Origin of the sequence: Streptomyces luteireticuli (assembly GCF_041519305.1) — a bacterium.
Classification (GTDB): Bacteria; Actinomycetota; Actinomycetes; order Streptomycetales; family Streptomycetaceae; genus Streptomyces; species Streptomyces luteireticuli.
This window is the reverse complement of the sequence record NZ_CP167927.1, coordinates 775,056-795,701: the sequence shown is the minus strand read 5'-3', so window position 1 is coordinate 795,701 and position 20,646 is coordinate 775,056. Positions and strand designations below refer to the sequence as shown.

Below are 20,646 nucleotides of genomic sequence, written 5' to 3'. Positions count from 1 at the left end.
ACATGACCGCGACCGCTTTCTAGCCCGCCTGGAGGGCGAGGGTCGGCGAGAGCCGGGCGGCGCGGACCGCGGGGTACAGTCCCGCCACCGACCCGATCAGCAGCGTGGCGGCGAAGCCGCCGCCGACGGCCCACAGGGGGACGACCCAGGGCATGCCGCCCGAGACGGCGAACACATAGGTGGCCGCCGAGCCCAGCACCACGCCGGCCAGCCCGCCGAGCCCGGACAGCAGCAGCGATTCGGTGACGAACTGGATGCGGATCTGTCCGCGGGTGGCGCCCAGGGAACGGCGCAGACCGATCTCGTGACGGCGCTCCAGCACCGAGATGATCATGGTGTTGGCCACTCCGACACCGCCGACCAGCAGCGCCACACCACCCAGCCCGAGCAGCAGGCTGTCGAACGCGCCCTCGGTCGCGACCTTGGCCTGAAGGGCCGAGGAGGGGTTGGAGACCTGGACGTTCTGCGGGTTCTGCGGGTCGGCGGTGCGCGCGAGGAGCGTGCGGACCGACTCGACGGAGGCGTCCGTGGAGCGTTCGTAGATCTGGGTGGGGTGGCCGTCGAAGCCCAGCAGCGTGCCCGCGGCCTGCCACCCCACCAGTGCGGCCCGCTCGATCTCGGGCGCCAGTGGCAGCGGGCCGAGGACGCCGATGACCGTGAAGTACCGCTTGCCGATGAGTACTTGCTGACCGGGTGCGGTGATGCCCAGGCGTTCGGCGGCAACGCTCCCGAGCACCACCGAGGGGTAGCGTCCGGTCGCGCCGTTGAACCAGGTGCCCGCGGCGACCGTACCGCGCAGCGCCTTCAGCAGACCCTCGTCGGCGGCCTTCACGGAGAGACCGCCGGTGTCGCCCTCGGGGATCTTCTCGCTGCGCCGGACCGTCGGTTTCAGATCTCCGGTCGCACCGACGTGCTCGACGCCGGGGATGCGGCCGATCATGCCCGGTGATTCCTTGGGCAGTTTGGCCTTCTCGCCGCTGAACATGTCCTGGCCGGGGGCGACCTTGAGCATGTTGGTGCCCAGCTCGTCGAGCTGCTGGAGCAGTTGGGCCTTGCTGGAGGCCGAGATGCCGACCACCGCGATCATCGTGGCGATGCCGATGGCGATGCCCAGCGCGGACAGCACGACCCGCACCGGCCGGGAGCGCAGTCCCGCCGAGCCGACGTGCGCCACGTCACGGGGGCCGAGACGGGCCGGGGTCAGTCGGTCGTTCGGCACGGTGCCTCGCCCCCTTCCGGCTCCGGCGATCCGGTGTCCATGTCCTCCGCGGGCTCCGCCCGTACGTCCCCCGGCTTCGTGCGGGTGTCCTCGACGATGTGGCCGTCGCGGATGCGTACCTGGCGCGGCAGGGCGCCGGCGATCTCCCCGTCGTGGGTGATCACCGCGATGGTGGCGCCGTCGGCGTTGAGGTCGTGCAGCAACTGCAGGACGGCCTCTCCGGAGGCGGAGTCCAGGGCGCCGGTGGGCTCGTCCGCCAGCAGCAGGTCCGGCTCGCCCACCACCGCCCTGGCGATGGCCACCCGCTGTCGCTGTCCGCCGGACAGTTCGTGCGGGCGGTGGTGCATCCGGTCGCCGAGCCCGACGCGCTCCAGGGCCGCGGCCGCGCGCCTGCGCCGCTCGGCCCGTGCGAGGCCGGAGTAGAGCAGGCCCTCGGCGACGTTGTCCCGGGCGCTGACTCCGGACACGAGGTGGAAGGACTGGAAGACGAAGCCGATGTGCCGGGCGCGCAGGGCGGACAGCCGGCGGTCGGAGAGGGCCGCGACGTCGTGGCCCGCGATGGCGACGGTGCCGGCGGTCGGCCGGTCCAGCGTGCCCACGATATGCAGGAGGGTGGACTTGCCCGATCCGGACGGACCCACGATCGCGAGCAGCTCCCCGCGCTCGATGCGCAGGTCCACCCCGCGCAGCGCCGCGACCCCGCCCGGGTACTCCTTGGTGACCTGGTTCAGTTCGACGACGGCTGTCATGTCCTGGGCACTCCGACCTTCATGCCTTCCTTGAGGCCGGACCCGCCGACCTCGACCCGCCCCTGCCCGAAGAGGCCGAGCTTGACGGGGATTTCACGGGCCCTGCCGTTCTCCACGACCTGGATGCCGAAGCCGCCGGAGGGCAGGGCGAGCAGCGCGTTGACGGGGACGGTCAGCACGTTCTCGTGCGTCTCGCCCTTGAGGTCCACGGTGACCGGGGCCTGGTCGATGCCCTTGGCCTCGGCCGGGTCGGCGAAGGTCACTCGTGCGGTGACCTTGGCGGAGTCGTCCTTCCCGCCGCCGCCCTGGTCCTTGTCCTTCTCGTCCGAACCGCCGCTGCGGTCGACGGAGGCGACCTTTCCCGCGGCCTTGCCGCCGCCGGGGAGGGTGATCTCCACCCGGGTGCCGGGCTCGGCCAGCCCGGCATCGGCGACGTCGAGCCTGATCTGCACCTCGCGCTCGGCCCCGGTGACCGTCAGCACCGGGCGACCGGGAGCCGCCTGGTCGCCGACGGCCGCGTCCTTCTTCTTGACCCGCACCGAACCCGACGCGAAGGCGATCTGGTCCGGGCCCGTCTCACCGGTCTGCTTCAGACCGTGGGACTTCTGCCAGCGCTTGAGCGCCTGTGCCGTACCGGAGGTGAACTTCTCGTCCACGGTCAGGGCCGAGCCGTGGCCGAGGTCGCGCAGATTCTGCTTCAGCTGCCGGACGTCCGGCCCCTTGTCCCCGGTCTTCAGCTTCCGGTACATGGGCCGCTCGCCGTACAGCAGCCAGACCTTGCTGCCGTCGGCCTCGTAGAGCGCCTCGTTCTGCCCGATCACCGCGCCGGTGTCCGGGAGCCAGGTGACCGTACCCTGTGCCCCGCCGTTGAGCTTGCGCTCCTTGGAATAACCGAGGGTTCCGTCCACCTGGGTGCGGCTGCTCAGGTCCTGGTGCCTGACCGTGTCGGTCTTCTGCGGCAGCCCGTCCGTGCGTCGCTCCTGGCTCTTGCCGTCGTCACCGCTCACCGAGACGACGGCCGCCCCGCCCACCAGTGCACCCGCCACGACCAGCGAGGCAATCACGAGCTTCCTGGCAGGGCGCCTGCGCTCACTCCCCGAGCTTGTCATTGCACGCCTTCATAGCCTTCTCCATCTTCCCCTTGGGCATGTCGGGGCCGCCTCCCGCCTTCGCGGTCAGGTTGCCGTCCTTGAGCTCCGGGTCCGGCATGTCGACACCCTGCTCGCGCATGCACCGGGCGAACTTGATGGACTTGTCGAGGGCCTTCTGCTGCTCTTCCGCGCTCAATTCCTTGCCGGCACCGGGCAGGTCCTTGCAGGCTTCCTTCGCCTTCTTGAACGCCTTCTCGTCCCTCACCTGGATGCCCGCGGCCTGGCCCTCCTTGGGCTCGTCCACCTTCACCCCGTTGTCCCGCAGGCACTGACGGTATTTGTAGGCGTCGTCCTCCTCCTTTCCCTTGCCGGACACGTCCGAGCCCTGCGCGCTGCCACCCTTGCCGGAATCCGCACCATCTCCGGTGCAGCCGACGGCGAACAACGCCATTCCCGTGACGAGCGCAGCCGTCACGCCGTACCTGACGTTCCCCATGGAATTCCTCCGTATCCGAGAGCCGGTGGCCGACGGCACGGAGGCTGGTACACGCCCGTGTTTCGTTTCTCTCAAGGAAGACGTTTACACCGACGAAAGGCGGCTCTCGGGTATACGTGGATGCCATGCGCGTGCTGGTCGTGGAGGACGAGGAATTCCTGGCGGAGATGATCGCCGAAGGGCTGCGGCGCGACGCCCTGGCCGTCGATGTCGCGCACGACGGCCTGCAAGCGCTGGAACGGCTGCGCCTGGGCGACTACGACGTCCTCGTCCTCGACCGCGACCTCCCCGGCCTGCACGGCGACGAGGTGTGCCGCCGCGTGGTCGAGGCACGCCTGCTGACGAGGGTGCTGATGCTCACCGCCGCCGACTCCGTGCGCGAGCGGGTCGAGGGCCTCGGCCTGGGGGCGGACGACTACCTCTCCAAGCCCTTCGCCTACGAGGAACTGCTCGCCCGCGTACTGGCCCTGGGCCGCCGTGCCCGGCCCGCCCTGCCACCCGTCATCGAACGGGCCGGCATCGCCCTGGACACGGCCCGTCGGCAGGCCTTCCGGGACGGCCGCTACCTCGCACTGTCGCGCAAGGAGTTCGGGGTGCTGGAAGTGCTGATGCGCGCCGAGGGCGCCGTCGTCAGCGGCGACGACCTGATCGAGCAGGTCTGGGAGGAGAACACCAGCTACCGCACCAACGCCGTCCGGGTCACCCTCAGCAAACTCCGCACCAAACTCGGCGAACCCCCGGTCATCGACACCGTGCCGGGCCACGGATACCGCATCGGCGGAGCCGCGTGAACCGGCCCTCCGCACCCCGCGCACGACGCGTGAGGCTGCCCGGCGGCGAGCGCGCCCGGCTGACGATGCTCTACGGCGGACTGCTGGTCCTGGCCGGAGCCATGCTCATCGGCCTGATCAACTTCCTTGTGTCCCAGGGCCTGTACACCACCATCACCTCGGCGGTGGCACGGAACCCGGACGTCGCCCCCGGGCACTCCAGCCCCCTCCCCACCGCTGGCCCCGCCTCTCCGGGCCCCGTCCCCGTCCAGCGCGACCAAGAGGCACTGGCGGCCGTCAAGGTGTTCACGCGAGCCGCCGAACAGGCCACCCAGAACCGGCTGTTGACCATCTCCCTGGTCACTCTGGCCGCCTTCGCGATCATTTCGGTCGCGCTCGCCTGGTGGATGGCCGGGCGGGTGCTGCGCCCCGTCGGGGTGATCACCCGCACCGCCCGGCGGCTGTCCGGGGAGAACCTCCACGAGCGCATCGCCCTCGACGCCCCCGCGGGCGAGCTCAAGCAACTCGCCGACACCTTCGACGACATGCTCGACCGCATGGAGCATCTCGTCGGCGCGCAGAAGCGGTTCGCCGCCAACGCCGCGCACGAGCTGCGCACGTCGCTGGCCGTGCAACGGGCCGCGGCGGAGATCGGCCTGGCCACCTCCGACCCGGAGGCCGTCGCACGCATCCGCCGCAAGCTGATCGAGGTCGCCGACAGCAGTGAACGGCTCATCGAGGGCCTGCTGCTGCTCTCCGTCTCCGACCAGGGCCTGGACCACCGCGAACCGGTCGCCCTGGACGAACTCGTCCGCACCGTGACCGCCGAGTACGCCGCCTCGCGGCAGGCCCGCGACCACGGCATCACCGTCCAAGCCCGGACCGCACCCATGACCGTGCGGGGCGACCCGGTGCTGCTGACGCATCTCGTGCGCAACCTCGTCGGCAACGCCCTGCGCTACAACCACGACGGCGGCCACGTCACCGTCGGCGTGCACGGCCGGGCCCTGGAGGTCGACAACAGCGGCCCCCACGTGCCGCCGGAGACCGTCCCGTACCTCTTCGAGCCCTTCCGCCGCCTGGAGGAACGCCGGCACGCCCGCGGCGAGGGCGCCGGCCTCGGCCTGTCCATCGTCGCCTCCATCGCCCACGCCCACCACGCCCGGACCGACGCCGAGGCGAACCCGGGCGGCGGGCTGACCATCCGGGTCGTCTTCCCCGGCCCCGAGGAGGGGCGATGAACGCCGCAGCCTCATCGCGCATGCCTCATCGCGGACGGTAGACGACCAGCGCACCCCTCTCCTTGGTGAGCGTCACCGACGGCGGTGCCGGGGCGATCTCGCCGTCGAACGCCAGATGCGTACCGGGGGCGATGCCGTCGATGCGCAGACGGTGCACCCGGGAGGCCCGCAGGACGGGGGAGTGCTTGACCACTCCCGTGAGGGCGGCGGCCAGCAGCCGGGTACGGGCCGGACGGCCGGAGAGGATCATCCGTACGTCCAGGACGCCGTCCGCCAGGCCGTGACGGCCCACCGGGGCGGGGCCGGGGCCGCGATAGGCGCAGTTCCCGGCGAACAGCATCCACACCCGCCGGCGCCGGCCGTCGACCCGCAGCCGTACCGGTTCGGCGGTGCGCAGGACGTGCACGGCGGCGGCCACCCCGGCGGGAAAGGCGCCGAGACGAGGGGCCCAGCGCTCCCGGACGCGTACCAGCTCCGGGTACGCGCCGATGCTGAACGTGTTGATGAAGAGACCGTCGTCGCCGAAGCGGCCCAGGTCCACCGTGACCGCCTGGCCCGCCCGCACCGCCCGGGCGGCGTCCGCCACCGTCCCGATGCCCAGGTCGTGGGCGAAGTGGTTGTACGTGCCGCCGGGCAGCACCGCGAGCGGCACCCGGTGCCGTACGGCGACGCCCGCGGCGGCGTTGGCGGTCCCGTCACCGCCGAACACACCCAGCGCGCCGCCCAGTTCGGCAGCCCGCCGGGCGGCCTCCTCCAGGACGTCCGGGAGGGAGTCCTCCGGCGCGCAGACGACCACCTCGGCCAGCGGCAGTTCGGCGCGCACCGCGGCCCCGGGGTCGTCGCGGGCCGTCAGCCGCTGCCCCGCGGTGGCGCTGGCCACCACGACCAGGCCCAGGCCGTCCGGCAGCGCGGGGGCGTCCGCGCGCGGCCGGGCCGGCGGGGCATGCCAGGCCCGGACGGGCGCCAGACCGCGCAGGACCAGGGCGGCACCCGCGCCCAGCGCCGCACCGGCCAGCACGTCGCCCGGGTAGTGCACCCCGGTGTAGACGCGGGAGAAGCAGACGGAGAAGGCGAGCGGAGCCAGCAGCCCCCCCAGGGACGGCTTCTCCAGCGCCATCCCGGTGACGAAGGCCACCGCCGAGGCGGAATGGCCCGAGGGGAAGGACGTGGTGAACGGCTGCTTGCCCAACTGCCGGATCAGCGGCACCGCGTCCCGTACCGGACGCCTGCGCCGCACCGTCCGCTTGCCCAGCGTGTTGACCGTCGCGGACGCCAGCGCCAGCGAGGCCACCCCGCGCAGCGCCGCCCGCCCGCCGCCCGGCCCGCCCGCCAGCGCGGCACCGCCGGCCACCGCGAACCACAGCAGCCCGTGGTCGGCACTGCGCGACAGCCGGGGCAGCACCCGGTCCCCGCCGGGCCAGTGCCGCACGGCAACCTGTTCGAACAAGGAACGGTCCCAGGAGCTCAGCCAGGAGATCAGTCTGTCGCGCATGAAGCACGGATACCCGGTCCGGGGAAGGGGACGCACGGCCTTCGCCCGAACCGCACCGCCCCCTGGCGAGCACTCCCCACCCGTGGAACCGTGGATCCCATGGCCGACCTCACCACCGAGGAACTGTCCGCCCTGGACGCTCACTGGCGTGCCGCGAACTATCTGTCCGTCGGGCAGATCTATCTGATGGGCAATCCCTTGCTGCGGGAGCCGTTGCGTGCGGAGCACATCAAGCCGCGGCTGCTGGGGCACTGGGGTACGTCGCCGGGGCTGAACCTGGTGTACACGCATCTGAACCGGGTGATCCGGGGGCGGGGTCTGGATGCGCTGTGCGTGTGGGGGCCGGGGCACGGTGGTCCCGCGGTGCTGGCCAATGCCTGGCTGGAGGGCAGCTACAGCGAGACGTATCCGGATGTGTCGCGGGACGCGGAGGGGATGGCGCGGCTGTTCCGGCAGTTCTCCTTCCCCGGCGGGGTGCCCAGCCATGTCGCGCCCGAGACCCCCGGATCCATCCACGAGGGCGGCGAACTGGGCTACTCGCTCTCGCACGCCTACGGCGCCGCGCTCGACAACCCCGACCTGCTCGTGGCGTGTGTCATCGGGGACGGCGAGGCGGAGACCGGGCCGCTGGCCGCGTCCTGGCACTCGAACAAGTTCCTCGACCCCGTCCACGACGGCGCCGTCCTGCCCATCCTCCACCTCAACGGATACAAGATCGCCAACCCCACCGTCCTCGCCCGCCTCCCCGAACCCGAACTCGACCGGCTGCTGCACGGCTACGGCCACCACCCCCTGCACGTCACCGGCGACGACCCGGAGCAGGTGCACCGGGCCCTGGCCGCCGCCCTGGACACCGCCCTCGACCACATCGACGCCATCCACCGCACCGCCCGCACCGAAGGCATCACCGACCGGCCCTCCTGGCCGGTCATCGTGCTGCGCACCCCGAAGGGCTGGACCGGCCCGGCCGAGGTCGACGGCCTGCCCGTCGAGGGCACCTGGCGCTCGCATCAGGTCCCCCTCGCCGGAGTCCGCGACAACCCCGAGCACCTGCGCCAACTGGAGCAGTGGCTGCGCTCGTACCGCCCGGACGAGCTCTTCGACGAACACGGCGGACCCCGCCCGCAGGTCCTGGCCTGCGTGCCTCAGGGAACCCGCAGGCTGGGCACCACCCCGCACGCCAACGGCGGACTCCTGCTCCGGGAGCTGCCCATGCCGCCCCTCGAACGCTTCGCGGTCGCCGTGGACAAGCCCGGCGCGACCCTCCACGAGCCCACCCGGGTCCTGGGCGACCTGCTCGCGGATCTCATGGCCGCCACCGGCGAGCGGCGGGACTTCCGTATCGTCGGCCCCGACGAGACCGCCTCCAACCGGCTCCAGGCGGTCTACCGGGCCACCGGCAAGGCCTGGCAGGCCGGTATCCTGCCCGTCGACGAACACCTGGACCGGCACGGCCGGGTGATGGAGATCCTCTCCGAACACACCTGCCAGGGCTGGCTGGAGGGCTACCTCCTCACCGGCCGGCACGGCCTGTTCTCCTGCTACGAGGCCTTCGTCCACATCGTCGACTCCATGGTCAACCAGCACATCAAATGGCTGAAGGTCTCCCGCACCCTGCCCTGGCGCCGCCCCGTCGCCTCCCTCAACTACCTCCTCACCTCCCACGTCTGGCGCCAGGACCACAACGGCTTCTCCCACCAGGACCCCGGCTTCGTCGACCACGTCCTCAACAAAAGCCCCGAAGTCGTCCGCGTCTACCTCCCCCCGGACGCCAACACCCTCCTGTCCGTAGCCGACCACGTCCTGCGCAGCCGCGACTACGTCAATGTGATCGTGGCCGGCAAACAGCCCTGCTTCGACTGGCTGGGGCTGGAGGAGGCCCGCGCCCACTGCGCCCGCGGCGCCGGCATCTGGGAGTGGGCCGGGACGGAGCAGGGCACGCGCGAGCCCGACGCGGTCCTCGCCTGCGCCGGGGACGTGCCGACCCAAGAGGTGCTGGCCGCGGCGCAGTTGATCCGCCGGCACCTTCCGGAGCTGTCCCTCCGGGTGGTCAACGTCGTCGACATGACACGCCTGATGCCGCGCGAGGAGCACCCGCACGGCATGCCGGACCACGAGTTCGACGCGCTGTTCACCCGGGACCGTCCGGTCGTCTTCGCCTACCACGGCTACCCCTGGCTGATCCACCGCCTCGCCTACCGGCGGGCCGGCCACGCCAACCTGCACGTCCGCGGCTACAAGGAGTCGGGCACCACGACCACACCGTTCGACATGGTCGTACGCAACGACCTCGACCGCTACCGGCTCGTCATGGATGTCATCGACCGCGTCCCCGGCCTCGCCGTCGGCGCGGCGCGGGTGCGGCAGACGATGGCCGACGCCCGCACCCGCCACCACGCGTGGATCCGCGAACACGGCACGGACCTGCCGGAGGTGGCGGACTGGAGCTGGGACGGGGCATAGGCCCCGCCCGGTCCGGGGAGACTCGTACGCCAGTCCATGGCGGTACTCTTACGTGTTTTTCTCCCCGCGATGGGGATCGGCTCCTGGTGTGCTGGGTAGCACTGACTGGCCACGGGGAGCGCGGTCCCGATGTGCGGAGCGCATCGTGTGGGGCCCAGTACTCCCGACGGAGCTTCTGGGAACGGTGGTTGAACTGATTGACGGCCTGGGGCGCTTCGGTGCGGTTCGGACGCCGGCGACGCGATCTTCGACGCCACAGCCTTTTGAACTGCCGGAGTTCTACACACCGTACCCGGCACGGCTGAACCCCCATCTTGAGGAGGCGCGGGCCCATTCCAGGGAATGGGCCCGGGAGTTCGGGATGCTGGAGGGCTCGGGTATCTGGGAATCCCGTGACCTCGACGCCCACGACTACGCCCTGCTCTGCGCCTATGCGCACCCGGACTGCGACGGGCCGACCCTTTCGCTGGTGACCGACTGGTATGTGTGGGTCTTCTTCTTCGACGACTATTTCCTGGAGACCTTCAAGCGCTCGCAGGACCGCAGGGGCGGCAAGGCGCACCTGGACCGGCTGCCCGCCTTCATGCCGATGGACCCGGCCGAAGGCACACCCGAGCCGGTCAACCCCGTCGAAGCGGGGCTGGCGGATCTCTGGGCCCGGACGGTGCCGGCCATGTCCATGGAGTGGCGCAGACGTTATGCGAAGACCACCCTGCATGCGCTCAACGGATCCCTCTGGGAGGTCTCGAACATCAATGCCGGCCGGGTCGCCAATCCCGTCGAGTACATCGAGGGTCGTCGTCAGGTCGGAGGCGCCCTGTGGTCGGCGTGCCTCGTCGAGCACGCGGTCGGGGCCGAAGTGCCGGAGGCGGTCGTGGATTCCCGCCCGCTGCGCGTTCTCGGGGAGACCTTTTCCGATGCGGTGCACCTCCGCAACGACATCTTCTCCTACCAGCGGGAGGTCGAGGAGGAGGGAGAGCTAAGCAATGGCGTCCTCGTCATGCAGACCTTCTTCGACTCCACGGTCCAGGAGGCGGCGGAGACGGTGAACGACCTCCTCACCTCGCGTCTCCAGCAGTTCGAGCACACCGTTCTCACCGAACTGGAGCCGCTCTCCACGGAGAAGGGGCTCGGCCCGGAGCAGCGCGCGGACGTCCTCGCCTATGTCAAGGGACTGCAGGACTGGCAGGCGGGCGGTCACGAGTGGCATCTGCGCTCCAGCCGCTACATGAACGGAGGGGGCACCGGCGGCCGGTGGTTCTTTCCCTTCGGGGGGCTGGGCACGACGGCGGCGAACGCCAAGGCGGTGGCGACCGGTCTGCGCAGCTTCACGCACCTGCCGTTCCGGAGAGTCGGTCCTTCACGGATCCCCGAATTCTCCATGCCGTTCACGGTCCGGATCAGCCCGCACGTGGATTCCGCGCGGAAGAACTCCGCCGAGTGGTCGCACCGTATGGGCCTGGTGGGACCGCAGCAGGGCGTCCCCCTCCCCGGTATCTGGGACGAGGACGCGCTCGGCCGGTTCGACATCGCGCTGTGCGCCGCGGGCATGCATCCGCACGCGACCCCCGACGAACTCGACCTCCTCTCCGAATGGCTGATCTGGGGCACCTACGCGGACGACTACTACCAGTGCGTCTTCGGCCCGCGCCGCGACCTGATCGGCGGCAAGGCATGCCGTGGGCGCCTGCTGAGCCTTACGTCCCTCGGCCCGGAGGCCCCGCCCGCCCCCGTCAACGCCCTTGAACGCGGGCTGGCCGACCTCTGGACCCGCACGACACGGACCATGGCCGCCGGCACCCGGCGCGCCTTCCGCGCCGCGCTCGATGCGATGCTCGCCGGATGGCTGTGGGAACTGGAGAACCGGGCGAAGAACCACATCCCCGATCCCGTCGACTACATCGAAATGCGGCGGGCGACCTTCGGCTCGGAACTCACGATGGTCCCGGGCCGCGCGAGGTACGAGAGCCGGCTGCCGCCCGAGATCTTCCGGAGCGAGACGATGCGTTCGCTGGAGAACACGGCAGCCGATTACGGGGCATTGGTCAACGACGTCTTTTCCTACCAGCGGGAGATCGAGTACGAAGGCGACATCCACAATGGCGTCCTGGTCGTCCAGAATTTCTTGAACTGCGACTACCCGACAGCGCTCTCGGCCATCCATCAGGTGACGACCTCCCGGATGCGGCAGTTCCAGCACATGATCACCCATGAACTGCCCGTCCTCTGCGAGGATTTCCACCTCGGCCCCGAGGCCCGTGGGGCCTTGCGCGGCTATGTGCACGAGCTCGAGAACTGGATGGCCGGAATCCTGAACTGGCATCACAGCTGCGGCCGTTACGGCGAGCGCGACCTCCGTCGCACGGCCGGTTCGGCGCGTGCGTTGCTCGGCGGACCCCGCGGGCTGGGCACCTCGGCCGCCCGGCTGCGCGCGCCGGTGCTTTCCCCGGCCCCCCGCGAGATCTTCCGGCCCTGAACCGCCGGGATGCCCCGCGTCGGGGCCGGGGCGCACTGGGGCCGGCGTCCCGCAGGCGGCTCAGCCGCCGGCGCGGGACGCCTCCGAGGCGATGACCGCCGCCTGGATGCGGCGCTCGACGCCCAGCTTGGCCAGCAGCCGGGAGATGTGGTTCTTGACCGTCTTCTCGGACAGGTAGAGACGGTGCCCGATCTGACGGTTCGTCATGCCCTCGCCGATCAACGCCAGGATGTCCCGCTCCCGGGGCGACAGATTGGCCAGCCGTTCGTCGGCCGGGTGCTCGTCCTCGTCCCCGCGCAGACTGTTCATCAGGCGCGCCGTCGTGGCCGGGTCGAGCATGGACTGGCCCGAGGCGACCGTACGGATGGCCGCGACCAGGTCGGAGCCCTTGATCTGCTTGAGCACGTACCCCGCGGCCCCGGCCATGATCGCGTCGAGCAGCGCATCGTCGTCGTCGAACGAGGTGAGCATCAGGCAGGCGAGGCCCGGCATGGACGACCGCAGCTCCCGGCAGACCGTGATGCCGTCCCCGTCGGGCAGCCGCACGTCCAGTACGGCCACGTCGGGGCGCAGGGCCGGACCCCGGGCGAGGGCCTGCGCGATGGTGCCCGCCTCGCCGACGACCGAGATGTCGTCCTCCGCGTCCAGGAGGTCCTGGATGCCGCGCCGGACGACCTCGTGGTCGTCCAGGAGGAACACCCTGACCGGCTCCTCCCGGGAGAAGACCCTCGTCTGTTGCACTGCCCCTCCTGTCACGGTCGGCGCCTCTGCGGCGCTGCGTCGATCGTGATCGATCGTACGGGGCGGCACCATGGGCCGAACGGCCCCCCTCGGGGCGGTTCAACGATCAGAGGCTTCCGGTGACCCCACCCTCCGTGAGGGCACGAGGACCGCGAGCGTGCTCCGCGCCTCCCGCCGCAATACCCTCCGCCGCGCGAACGTCGCGGTCAGCGCGAGGATCGAGACCGTCCCCGAATACAGGGCGACACCGACGGCGGACAGCAGCCCGATGTTCATCGGGCACGCACCTTTCTTCCCCCCCACTCGGGTGCGCCCGGCCGACACCGGGGCCGGGTTCGCGTTCTGCGTCCGCATCATACGCAGGCCGTCAACGCCGGGGAAAGGGAGTCGACTTGACGACCGGCAACCGGACCCGGGTGTGAGGGGAGTACGTCAGCCGCCGCCGAGGCCGCGTGCCGCGCGGAACCGGGCCGCCGCCTCCGCGAGGTCCACCACGGGAGCCGGGTAGCGGGGGCGCCGTGCGCCGTCGAGCCGCCACGGCTCATGGACCGCCCGGCCGGGCACACCGGCGAGCTCGGGCACCCAGCGGCGGACGTACGCGCCGTCGGGGTCGAAGCGGCGGGCCTGGACGAGGGGGTTGAGGATCCGGTTGGGGCGGGTGTCGGTGCCGGTGCCCGCCACCCACTGCCAGTTCAGCTGGTTGTCGGCCACGTCCCCGTCCACCAGCAGGTCCAGGAAGTGCCGGGCGCCCTCCCGCCAGTCGTGGCCGAGCGTCTTGGTGAGGAACGAGGCGGTCAGCAGCCGGGCACGGTTGTGCATCCACCCCTCGTGCGCGAGCTGGCGCATGGCCGCGTCGATCACCGGGTAGCCCGTGCGTCCCTCCCGCCAGGCACCGGCCTCGTCCGCGTCCCGCCGCCAACGGTCGCCCCGCGCACGGTAGTCGCGTCCCGCCGCGCCGGGGACCGCGGCCAGCACCTGGTGGTGGAAGTCGCGCCAGGCCAGCTGGCGGACGAACGCGTCCGCCCCGGGGCCGCCCGCGCCCCGGGCCCGGGCGACGACCTCGGCGGGGGACAGGCAGCCGAAGTGCAGATACGGGGAGAGGCGCGACGTGGCGTCGGCGGCGAGATCGTCGTGCAACTCGGCGTAGCGCGCGAGGCCGCCGCGCAGCCAGGCGGCGAGCCGACGGCGGCCCTCGCGCTCGCCGCCCTTCGGCAGGCCGGGCGGCGCCGTCACGACCGGCGGCGGCAGGCCGGGCACCCCGGGCACGTCGACGCGGCGGGGCGCGGCCGGCATCGAGCGGGGCCGCTGGGCGGACCAGCGGCGGAAGTACGGGGTGAACACCGCGAAGTGGTCCTTCCCCGCGGGGACGACGCCGCCCGGGGCGACCACGGTCACCACGGCGTCGTGCACGGTCAGCCGCCGGCCCCCCGCCCCGAGCGCGGACCGCAGCCGTGCCTCGCGGAGTTGTGCGTAACCGCTGGCCCCGGCGGCGACGTGCACCTCCCCGGCACCGGCCTCGGCGGCGACCCGGCAGACCTCCTCGACCACGTCGCCCTCGCGTAGCACCAGCCGCCCGCCACGGGCGCGCAGCCCCTCGTCCAGATCGGCGAGGCAGCCGGCCAGGAACGCGGCGCGGCGCGGAGCGGCGAAACCGGCCCGGGCGATGCCCGTGTCGAGGACGAAGAGGGGGACGACACGGTCGGAGGTGCGGAGGGCGGTGTGGAGGACGGGGTTGTCGTGGAGGCGCAGGTCGGAGGTGAAGAGGGCGAGGGCGGTGCGCATGGGGCCGAGGGTAGGGCGCGCCGGGCCCGGTGGGGCTGTGCCGGGGCGCCGGTGCGTCGGCGTCCGCGTCGGCGTCTGCATCGGCGTCGAGGGGGACGGCGTGGATGGCCGGACGACGCCCTTCGACGGGGCCGTCGGCGATGGGACGCTGGACCTGTCCACCAGGAGAAGGGCAGGGAGAGCATGGCGTTACGGATTCTCGTCGTCGGCGGAACGGGACTGCTGGGCCACCACGTGGTGACGGAACTGCTCGCGCGCGGACACCAGGTGACCGCACTCGCCCGCCGGCCCGGTTCCGGCGCCGGCCACGACGGCCGCGTCGCGATCCGCACCGCGGACATCCGCACCCACGGCGACCTGCCGGGCCTGCTCCGGGGCCATGACGGGGTGGTCTTCGCGGCGGGTGCCGACGACCGCGCCGTCCCGCCCGCCCCCGCGTACCCGTACTTCGAGGCCGGCAACGTCACACCGGTGACCCGGCTGGTGACCGCGGCCGCGCGGGCGGGCTGCACCCGGGCCGTCGTCCTCGGCTCCTACTTCACGGCCCTGCACCGGCAGTGGCCCGGACTGGGGCTGGCCGCCGTACATCCCTACATCCGCAGCAGGGTCGAGCAGGCCCGTGCGGCACAGGAGGCCGGCGGAGCCGCGGTGGCAACCGCCGTCCTCGAAATCCCCTTCGTCTTCGGGTGCGCGCCGGGCCGTACTCCGCTGTGGGCACCGCTGGTCCCGTGGCTGCGCTCGCGCCGGCCCCTGGTGGCACCACCGGGCGGAACGGCGGTGGTCACCGCCCGTACCGTGGCCCGGGCGACTGCGGGAGCGCTCGAACGGAGGGCGGCGGGCCCGCACCCGATGGTCGACGAGAACCTCGCCTGGGCAGCCCTGCTGGGCCGCCTCGCACAGGCGGCGGGGCACTCCCGCCCCGTCCACCGGCTGCCGCCGTCACTGCTGCGGGCGGGCCTGCGCGCGACCGGCGTCCTCCACGCCGCACGCCGCCGGGAAGCCGGACTCGACCCCCGGTCCCTGGCGACCCTGCTGACCCGCGAACTCTTCCTCGACCCCGGCCCCTGCCGGGCGCTGACCGAAGAGCCCGGCTCCACCGGCTCCGCCGACTCCGTGACGCAGGCCCTGGCCGAGACCGTACGGGCCTGCAGCTAGAGGTGTCCGCTAGCGCTCGCGGAAGCCGCCGAGGAAACGGCGGAAGAGGCCGCCCTCCCGGGGGAGCGCGGTGGACGGGGGCGGAGCGACGGGCCGTTCGACGGCGACCGGCCGGTCGTAGTCGGCGCGGGCGATCGCGTCGACGGTCAGGTCGTGGCCGAAGTCCTCGGAGCCCTCGATGGACGGGACGTAGCCGACCAGAACCCCGTCCCGCATGACCTGTGCTTCGAGGCCGGCGGTGCCGTCGGTGTCCCAGACCGCCTCGCGGCCGTCGTGCAGGACGACGCGCACGCCGATCCGGTAGACGCCCTCGCGGGCCAGATGGGCGTCGATGCCGCGTTCGCGCAGGGCGTCCACGACGTGGAGCGCCCGGTTCTCGTCCACACGGCCACGGTAACGCGGTGACCGTTCCGGCTCGCCGGGCCGCCTCCGTCCGGGTGACGCCCGGGCCCGCCCCGCACACCCCGGCCCTCCGGCTGGAACACCTACCGGTGACCCCGGACCCCCCACCCCCGGAAGGCTCTCATGCCCGACGACGAACTCACCCGCTTCCTCGCCGCCCTCGGCCCGGCCGCCCGGGAGAAGGTGCAGGCGCAGCCGCGCGAGCGGCAGGAGCAACTGGCCGCCGCCTGGGAGGCGGAGCTCAGCGAGGACACCGACCTGGACACGCTCAGCGAGCTGTCGCCCGCGGCCGCCGCGGACGAGGCGGCGGAGAGGGTGGTGCGGGAGTTCTTCGAGACCTGAGGTACTTCGAGACCTGAGGTACGGGGGCGGGGTCATGGCAGGTGCTCGGTGAACCACTCGCAGGCCAGCTCCGCCACCGTCTCCAGCGCCCCCGGCTCCTCGAAGAGGTGGGTGGCGCCGTCCACCACGACCAGCCGGTTCTCGCAGCCGAGCCGCTCGGCCGCCCGGCGGTTGAGGTCGAGGACGGTCTGGTCGAGCCCGCCGACGAGCAGGAGCGTGGGCGAGGTCACCCGCTCCAGGCGGTCCGCGGCCAGGTCGGGGCGGCCGCCGCGCGAGACGACCGAGGAGATGCCGCCCTCGCCCGCCTCCGCCGCGGCCCACAGCGCGGCCGCGGCGCCCGTGCTCGCACCGAAGTAGCACAGCGGTACGGACTCCCGGCGCAGGAAGTCCGTCACTTCGCCGAGCCGGCCGGCGAGGAACTCCACCGCGAAGACCTTCGCCCGGTCCTCCGCCTCCGCGTCCGTCAGCAGGTCGAAGAGCAGGGTGCCGAGCCCGGCGCGGTTGAGGGTGGCGGCCACCGCGCGGTTGCGCGGGCTGTGCCGGCTGCTGCCGCTGCCATGGGCGAAGATCACGACGGCGGGGGCGCCGGGCGGCATCGTCAGATCGCCGTCCAGCGTGACCCGGCGCCCGTCCACCGGCAGGCTGACCGGGGTGGCGGCGTGGATGTGGTGCGCGGGGTGCGCCGCCCCCGTGGTGTCGCGGCCCAGCAGTGCGACGACCTCGTCGTCCTCGGTCTGGGAGAAGTCCCGGTACCACTCGCCCACGGCGGAGAAGAGCGCCGGGGCCGAGAGGTACACCAGCTCGTCCGCCTCGCCGCGCAGTGCTTCGACCGCGTCCGGCGACGCCACCGGCACGGCCAGGACGACGCGGTCCGCGCCCTGGGCCCGGGCCACCTTGCAGGCGGCGGAGGCGGTGGAGCCCGTCGCGATGCCGTCGTCCACGACGATCACCGTCCGGCCCTCCAGCGGGATCCGCTCCCGTCCGCCGCGGAAGCGTTCGGCCTGCCGCTCCAGCTGGACCTGCTCGTCCCGCTGGACCTCGGCCAGGTCGTCCTCGTCCACCCGGCTCATGCGCATGATGTCGTCGCGCACCACCCGCACCCCGCCCTCGCCGAGGGCGCCGAAGCCCAGCTCGCGGTGGTAGGGCACGCCGAGCTTGCGGACGATGATCACGTCCAGGGGCGCGCCCAGCGCATGGGCGACCTGGAAGGCGACGGGGACGCCGCCGCGAGGGAGGCCGAGCACGACGGGGTGTGCGCTGCGCAGGTGCTCCAGCCGCGCGGCCAGGCGCCGGCCGGCATCCACTCGGTCGTCGAATCGCATGATCCACCTCCGGCCCCCGGACCCGGTCCGGAAGACGGGAAAGTCCCCGTCTTCCACTATGCCGAGCCCGGCCGGACGGCTCCAGCCGGGGCGGTCCTCGGTCCGGTCCGTCCTCAGCCGGGTCCGTCGTCGGCCCGGCCGTCCTCCAGCGCCGCCCGGATCCGGGCCGCCGCCTCGGCCGCGGCCTCCTCGGAGGGGTAGCGACCGCGCGGCCAGAAGAAGCCCCGGAGTCCGTCCTTGCGGTTGCGCGGCACGACGTGGACGTGGAAGTGGGGCACGGACTGGCTGACGCGGTTGTTCGCCGCGACGAACGAGCCGGCCGCCGCCATCCCCCGCTCCACGGCCCCGGCCACCCGCCGCACCCGGGCGAAGAACGGCCCCACGTCCGCCTCCGGCAGATCGGTCAGGGTCTCCACGTGCCGGCGCGGCACCACCAGCACATGCCCCGGGAAGAGCGGCCGGGCGTCCAGGAAGGCCACCGCCACCGGATCCGCGAGCACCCGGTGGCCGGGCAGCTCGCCCGCCGCGATCGCACAGAAGACGCATTCCACGCCCCCATGGTGAGGCAGCCGCCCCGGCGGGGCACAGATCGTCCATGCCCCTGCTCGTCGGAACCTCGGGTTGGCAGTACGCCGACTGGCGCGGCGGCCTGTACTCCCAGGACCTGCCGCAGCGGCTGTGGCTGGAGGAGTACGCCCGCCACTTCGCCACCGTGGAGAACAACAACGCCTTCTACCGGCTGCCCTCCCCGGAGAACTTCGCCGCCTGGCGCGAGCGCACCCCCGCCGGCTTTGTGATGGCCGTCAAGGCCAGCCGCTACCTCACGCACATCAAGCGTCTCCACGACCCCGCCGAACCCGTCGAACGGCTGATGCGCCACGCCTCCGGCCTCGGCGACCGGCTCGGCCCCGTCCTCCTGCAACTGCCGCCCACCCTGCGCGCCGACGCCGCCGTCCTGGACGCGGCGCTCGCGTGCTTCCCGGCCGGCACCCGCGTGGCCGTCGAACCCCGCCACCCGTCCTGGTGGACCGACGAGGTGCGCACCGTCCTCGAACGCCGCGGCGCCGCGCTGTGCTGGGCGGACGCGGAGTCCCGGCCCGTGACCCCGCTCTGGCGCACGGCCGACTGGGGATACCTCCGCTTCCACCACGGCCGGGCCACGCCCTGGCCCCGCTACGGGCGGCAGGCGCTCGCCACCTGGGCCGGGCGGGTCGCCGACACCTGGCCCGGTACGGCCACGGTGTACGCGTACTTCAACAACGACCCGGGCGGGGCGGCCGTGGCCGACGCCGTCGTCTTCGCCCGGGCCGCGCGGCGCGCGGGACGCGACGTGAGCCGCACGCCCGGGGATTGAGGCGGGCCAGGGCCGAAGAGGCTGCCAGGAGCTGCTGTTGGGGCCCGGGCGGCCGCTACAGTACGAGGGTGCTGCCTGAGATCACCGAGCATGAGTGCACCAACTGCGGCAAGTCGGTGAAAGGGATATTCGGACGCTGGGCCTGCACCGCGTGCAACACCAGCTCCCCGTACACCGAGCCGCCCGCCCCGTACGCCGCCCAGCTCGTCAACGGGACGGCCCCGCGCAGGGATCCGCTCCGCCACCACCTGTGCGGGGAGGTGCGGTGCATCTGCCCGCGGCTGGGCGAGCGGCGTCCGTAGGGCCCGCCGTTCACGCCAGGAGCAGCACCCGGTCCCAGGAAGGGACGGCATCGGTGGCCGCGGAGAGGAGGGCGAGCACCACGCCCGCGGCCCCCTCCAGGAACCCGGGGCCGTCCTGTGCGGGACTGCCGCCCCGGTCGGGGAGGCGCAGCAGCCGAACGGCCAGCCCGGCGGCGGCGCGTGCGAAGTCCGGATCCCCGGTGTCATGGGCGAACCGCAGGGTGATCTGCAGCAGACCGGCCAGTCCGTGGCACAGACCGGGCGTGCCGTCGAGACCGAGGAGTCCGGCCGGACGGCGGTGGACGGCCTTCATGGCCTCCACCGCGACCTCGCGCAAGGACGCGTCGCCGAGGGCCGTACCCGCCAGCCACAGGGAGCGCGCGATTCCGGGAGCGCCGTAGCACCACGAGCCGTGCCGGGCGCCGACGGAACCGGCGGACGATCCGGGAAGCGCGGTGATCCCCGGCCAGTCGGCCCCCCACGCGTCGTCGGTCCGGTGCTCCAGGAGGAAGTCCGCCGCCCGGCGGACGGCCCTTTCCTGGCCCGGCACCCGCACACCGGCCGTCAAGGACAGGGACATGAGCCCGAGGGGACCCGCGATGCCGTGCGAGAGACCGCAGTTGAGTGCGCCGTCGGGGAAGCGATCGCGCAGCTGCGGATCGTGCAGCGCCCCCGCCGGGGTGAACCAGTGCGGCACTCCCGCACGTTCCTCGCCCAGCTCCACCAGGGCGGCGAGCACGGCGCGCAGCGCTGCGTCCGCCGCCGGGACGTCCCCGGCACGGCACAGCAGGTGGGCGCCCGTCCCGGCGAGGCCCGAGATCACGTCGTAGGCGCGGCAGGCCACGCCGTGGACGCCGGCGGCGAGCCGTCCGGCCTCACGGACCGCCGCGTCGACGACCCGTGCGTCCAGGGCCGCCGGCACCTCCGGGTGCCGGCCCGGCAGCAACCGGGCCGCGAACGCCAGGCCCGACAACCCGCTGTGGAGTCCGGGGTCCGCCGTACCGAGGCGCGCGGCACCCCTGGCCGCCGCGGCGAGATACCCGTCGGCCATCGCCCTCCAGCCCGCGTCGGGGTCGCACCTGTCCAACTGGTGGTACACCAGGGCCATTCCGGCGCCGCCGTCCGCGAGGCCGGGCCGTACACGGGTGGGTGTGGCGCGCGGCCGGCCGGCCAGCGCGACGGCCAGGCGCAGGACGGCTTCGGCCGTCTCCCCCGGCAGGACCGGTGTCCACTTCCCGTCGCTCAACGC

Annotated in this window: 20 protein-coding genes; 8 read left to right on the top strand and 12 right to left on the bottom strand. The window is 72.8% G+C overall.

The window, feature by feature from the left end; all coding sequences use genetic code 11:
• Nucleotides 1–19: 19 nt before the first annotated feature.
• From AB8735_RS03445 to AB8735_RS03430, 4 genes are read right to left on the bottom strand one after another with little or no spacing between them, the layout of a single operon-like run.
• Nucleotides 20–1,219 carry an ABC transporter permease gene (locus AB8735_RS03445; RefSeq protein ID WP_372405268.1) on the bottom strand — a complete coding sequence of 400 codons (1,200 nt, stop codon included), beginning with the start codon at nucleotides 1,217–1,219 and terminating at the stop codon, nucleotides 20–22.
• Nucleotides 1,201–1,968, bottom strand: a complete 768-nt coding sequence (locus AB8735_RS03440) for an ABC transporter ATP-binding protein (protein WP_344026956.1) — start codon at nucleotides 1,966–1,968, stop codon at nucleotides 1,201–1,203. Before AB8735_RS03440 ends, AB8735_RS03445 begins: the two co-directional genes overlap by 19 nt.
• Nucleotides 1,965–3,032 carry a peptidoglycan-binding protein gene (locus AB8735_RS03435; RefSeq protein WP_372405266.1) on the bottom strand — a complete coding sequence of 356 codons (1,068 nt, stop codon included), beginning with the start codon at nucleotides 3,030–3,032 and terminating at the stop codon, nucleotides 1,965–1,967. The genes AB8735_RS03440 and AB8735_RS03435 overlap by 4 nt, the downstream gene beginning before the upstream one ends.
• A 25-nt stretch (nucleotides 3,033–3,057) precedes the next feature.
• On the bottom strand, nucleotides 3,058–3,555 hold the full coding sequence (locus AB8735_RS03430) for a hypothetical protein (protein WP_372405265.1): 498 nt from the start codon (nucleotides 3,553–3,555) through the stop codon (nucleotides 3,058–3,060).
• 125 nt (nucleotides 3,556–3,680) lie between these two features.
• On the opposite strand from AB8735_RS03430, the gene AB8735_RS03425 reads away from it, so the two are divergent.
• Together AB8735_RS03425 and AB8735_RS03420 are read left to right on the top strand one after the other, a co-directional pair.
• Nucleotides 3,681–4,346 carry a response regulator transcription factor gene (locus AB8735_RS03425; protein WP_344027339.1) on the top strand — a complete coding sequence of 222 codons (666 nt, stop codon included), beginning with the start codon at nucleotides 3,681–3,683 and terminating at the stop codon, nucleotides 4,344–4,346.
• Between the two features lie 65 nt (nucleotides 4,347–4,411).
• Nucleotides 4,412–5,566, top strand: a complete 1,155-nt coding sequence (locus tag AB8735_RS03420) for a sensor histidine kinase (RefSeq protein WP_372411765.1) — start codon at nucleotides 4,412–4,414, stop codon at nucleotides 5,564–5,566.
• A 25-nt stretch (nucleotides 5,567–5,591) separates the two neighbouring features.
• Here AB8735_RS03420 and AB8735_RS03415 read toward each other — a convergent pair whose 3' ends face one another.
• Nucleotides 5,592–7,058, bottom strand: a complete 1,467-nt coding sequence (locus AB8735_RS03415) for a bifunctional phosphatase PAP2/diacylglycerol kinase family protein (protein ID WP_372405264.1) — start codon at nucleotides 7,056–7,058, stop codon at nucleotides 5,592–5,594.
• A 99-nt stretch (nucleotides 7,059–7,157) separates the two neighbouring features.
• Here AB8735_RS03415 and AB8735_RS03410 point away from each other — a divergent pair, with 99 nt between their 5' ends.
• Both AB8735_RS03410 and AB8735_RS03405 read left to right on the top strand, forming a co-directional pair.
• The gene (locus AB8735_RS03410; RefSeq protein ID WP_372405262.1) at nucleotides 7,158–9,521 is read left to right on the top strand and encodes a phosphoketolase; all 2,364 of its coding nucleotides are present in this window, start codon (nucleotides 7,158–7,160) and stop codon (nucleotides 9,519–9,521) included.
• A gap of 361 nt (nucleotides 9,522–9,882) precedes the next feature.
• Nucleotides 9,883–11,997: a germacradienol/geosmin synthase gene (locus tag AB8735_RS03405; RefSeq protein WP_372405260.1), complete on the top strand. Its 2,115-nt coding sequence runs from the start codon at nucleotides 9,883–9,885 to the stop codon at nucleotides 11,995–11,997.
• A 60-nt stretch (nucleotides 11,998–12,057) separates the two neighbouring features.
• Here the strand turns inward: AB8735_RS03405 and AB8735_RS03400 are convergent, their stop codons facing one another.
• From AB8735_RS03400 to AB8735_RS03390, 3 genes are all read right to left on the bottom strand, one after another.
• The gene (locus AB8735_RS03400) at nucleotides 12,058–12,738 is read right to left on the bottom strand and encodes a response regulator transcription factor (protein ID WP_344026942.1); all 681 of its coding nucleotides are present in this window, start codon (nucleotides 12,736–12,738) and stop codon (nucleotides 12,058–12,060) included.
• A 99-nt stretch (nucleotides 12,739–12,837) separates the two neighbouring features.
• Entirely contained in the window at nucleotides 12,838–13,014 is a 177-nt protein-coding gene (locus AB8735_RS03395) for a hypothetical protein (protein ID WP_344026940.1), read from the bottom strand.
• Between the two features lie 156 nt (nucleotides 13,015–13,170).
• The gene (locus tag AB8735_RS03390) at nucleotides 13,171–14,520 is read right to left on the bottom strand and encodes a deoxyribodipyrimidine photo-lyase (RefSeq protein WP_344026938.1); all 1,350 of its coding nucleotides are present in this window, start codon (nucleotides 14,518–14,520) and stop codon (nucleotides 13,171–13,173) included.
• A 183-nt stretch (nucleotides 14,521–14,703) separates the two neighbouring features.
• Here AB8735_RS03390 and AB8735_RS03385 point away from each other — a divergent pair, with 183 nt between their 5' ends.
• Nucleotides 14,704–15,675 carry an NAD-dependent epimerase/dehydratase family protein gene (locus tag AB8735_RS03385; protein WP_372405258.1) on the top strand — a complete coding sequence of 324 codons (972 nt, stop codon included), beginning with the start codon at nucleotides 14,704–14,706 and terminating at the stop codon, nucleotides 15,673–15,675.
• A gap of 9 nt (nucleotides 15,676–15,684) precedes the next feature.
• On the opposite strand, the gene AB8735_RS03380 is transcribed toward AB8735_RS03385, so the two are convergent.
• Nucleotides 15,685–16,059, bottom strand: coding sequence for a hypothetical protein (locus AB8735_RS03380; protein WP_344026934.1), 375 nt, complete (start codon nucleotides 16,057–16,059; stop codon nucleotides 15,685–15,687).
• 141 nt (nucleotides 16,060–16,200) lie between these two features.
• On the opposite strand from AB8735_RS03380, the gene AB8735_RS03375 reads away from it, so the two are divergent.
• On the top strand, nucleotides 16,201–16,419 hold the full coding sequence (locus AB8735_RS03375; protein ID WP_344027337.1) for a hypothetical protein: 219 nt from the start codon (nucleotides 16,201–16,203) through the stop codon (nucleotides 16,417–16,419).
• Nucleotides 16,420–16,451: 32 nt separating this feature from the next.
• Here AB8735_RS03375 and AB8735_RS03370 read toward each other — a convergent pair whose 3' ends face one another.
• Nucleotides 16,452–17,741 carry a phosphoribosyltransferase family protein gene (locus tag AB8735_RS03370; RefSeq protein ID WP_372405256.1) on the bottom strand — a complete coding sequence of 430 codons (1,290 nt, stop codon included), beginning with the start codon at nucleotides 17,739–17,741 and terminating at the stop codon, nucleotides 16,452–16,454.
• A 113-nt stretch (nucleotides 17,742–17,854) separates the two neighbouring features.
• The gene (locus AB8735_RS03365; protein WP_344026930.1) at nucleotides 17,855–18,292 is read right to left on the bottom strand and encodes an HIT family protein; all 438 of its coding nucleotides are present in this window, start codon (nucleotides 18,290–18,292) and stop codon (nucleotides 17,855–17,857) included.
• Between the two features lie 44 nt (nucleotides 18,293–18,336).
• Between AB8735_RS03365 and AB8735_RS03360 the strand changes: the two genes are divergently transcribed.
• Both AB8735_RS03360 and AB8735_RS03355 read left to right on the top strand, forming a co-directional pair.
• A complete protein-coding gene (locus tag AB8735_RS03360; RefSeq protein WP_372405254.1) occupies nucleotides 18,337–19,095 on the top strand; it encodes a DUF72 domain-containing protein in 759 nt (252 codons plus the stop codon).
• A 68-nt stretch (nucleotides 19,096–19,163) separates the two neighbouring features.
• A complete protein-coding gene (locus tag AB8735_RS03355) occupies nucleotides 19,164–19,397 on the top strand; it encodes a hypothetical protein (RefSeq protein ID WP_344026926.1) in 234 nt (77 codons plus the stop codon).
• A gap of 10 nt (nucleotides 19,398–19,407) precedes the next feature.
• Here the strand turns inward: AB8735_RS03355 and AB8735_RS03350 are convergent, their stop codons facing one another.
• Nucleotides 19,408–20,643 carry a lanthionine synthetase C family protein gene (locus tag AB8735_RS03350; protein WP_372405253.1) on the bottom strand — a complete coding sequence of 412 codons (1,236 nt, stop codon included), beginning with the start codon at nucleotides 20,641–20,643 and terminating at the stop codon, nucleotides 19,408–19,410.
• Nucleotides 20,644–20,646 lie beyond the last annotated feature (3 nt).

What these genes read in the sequence shown, in the direction of transcription:
- AB8735_RS03415 (WP_372405264.1), bottom strand. Translation starts at nt 7,058, where the DNA reads ATGCGCGACAGACTGATCTCCTGGCTGAGCTCCTGGGACCGTTCCTTG.
- AB8735_RS03430 (WP_372405265.1), bottom strand. Translation starts at nt 3,555, where the DNA reads ATGGGGAACGTCAGGTACGGCGTGACGGCTGCGCTCGTCACGGGAATG.
- AB8735_RS03385 (WP_372405258.1), top strand. Translation starts at nt 14,704, where the DNA reads ATGGCGTTACGGATTCTCGTCGTCGGCGGAACGGGACTGCTGGGCCAC.
- AB8735_RS03375 (WP_344027337.1), top strand. Translation starts at nt 16,201, where the DNA reads ATGCCCGACGACGAACTCACCCGCTTCCTCGCCGCCCTCGGCCCGGCC.
- AB8735_RS03405 (WP_372405260.1), top strand. Translation starts at nt 9,883, where the DNA reads ATGCTGGAGGGCTCGGGTATCTGGGAATCCCGTGACCTCGACGCCCAC.
- AB8735_RS03395 (WP_344026940.1), bottom strand. Translation starts at nt 13,014, where the DNA reads ATGAACATCGGGCTGCTGTCCGCCGTCGGTGTCGCCCTGTATTCGGGG.
- AB8735_RS03425 (WP_344027339.1), top strand. Translation starts at nt 3,681, where the DNA reads ATGCGCGTGCTGGTCGTGGAGGACGAGGAATTCCTGGCGGAGATGATC.
- AB8735_RS03390 (WP_344026938.1), bottom strand. Translation starts at nt 14,520, where the DNA reads ATGCGCACCGCCCTCGCCCTCTTCACCTCCGACCTGCGCCTCCACGAC.
- AB8735_RS03370 (WP_372405256.1), bottom strand. Translation starts at nt 17,741, where the DNA reads ATGCGATTCGACGACCGAGTGGATGCCGGCCGGCGCCTGGCCGCGCGG.
- AB8735_RS03410 (WP_372405262.1), top strand. Translation starts at nt 7,158, where the DNA reads ATGGCCGACCTCACCACCGAGGAACTGTCCGCCCTGGACGCTCACTGG.
- AB8735_RS03420 (WP_372411765.1), top strand. Translation starts at nt 4,412, where the DNA reads ATGCTCTACGGCGGACTGCTGGTCCTGGCCGGAGCCATGCTCATCGGC.
- AB8735_RS03360 (WP_372405254.1), top strand. Translation starts at nt 18,337, where the DNA reads ATGCCCCTGCTCGTCGGAACCTCGGGTTGGCAGTACGCCGACTGGCGC.
- AB8735_RS03440 (WP_344026956.1), bottom strand. Translation starts at nt 1,968, where the DNA reads ATGACAGCCGTCGTCGAACTGAACCAGGTCACCAAGGAGTACCCGGGC.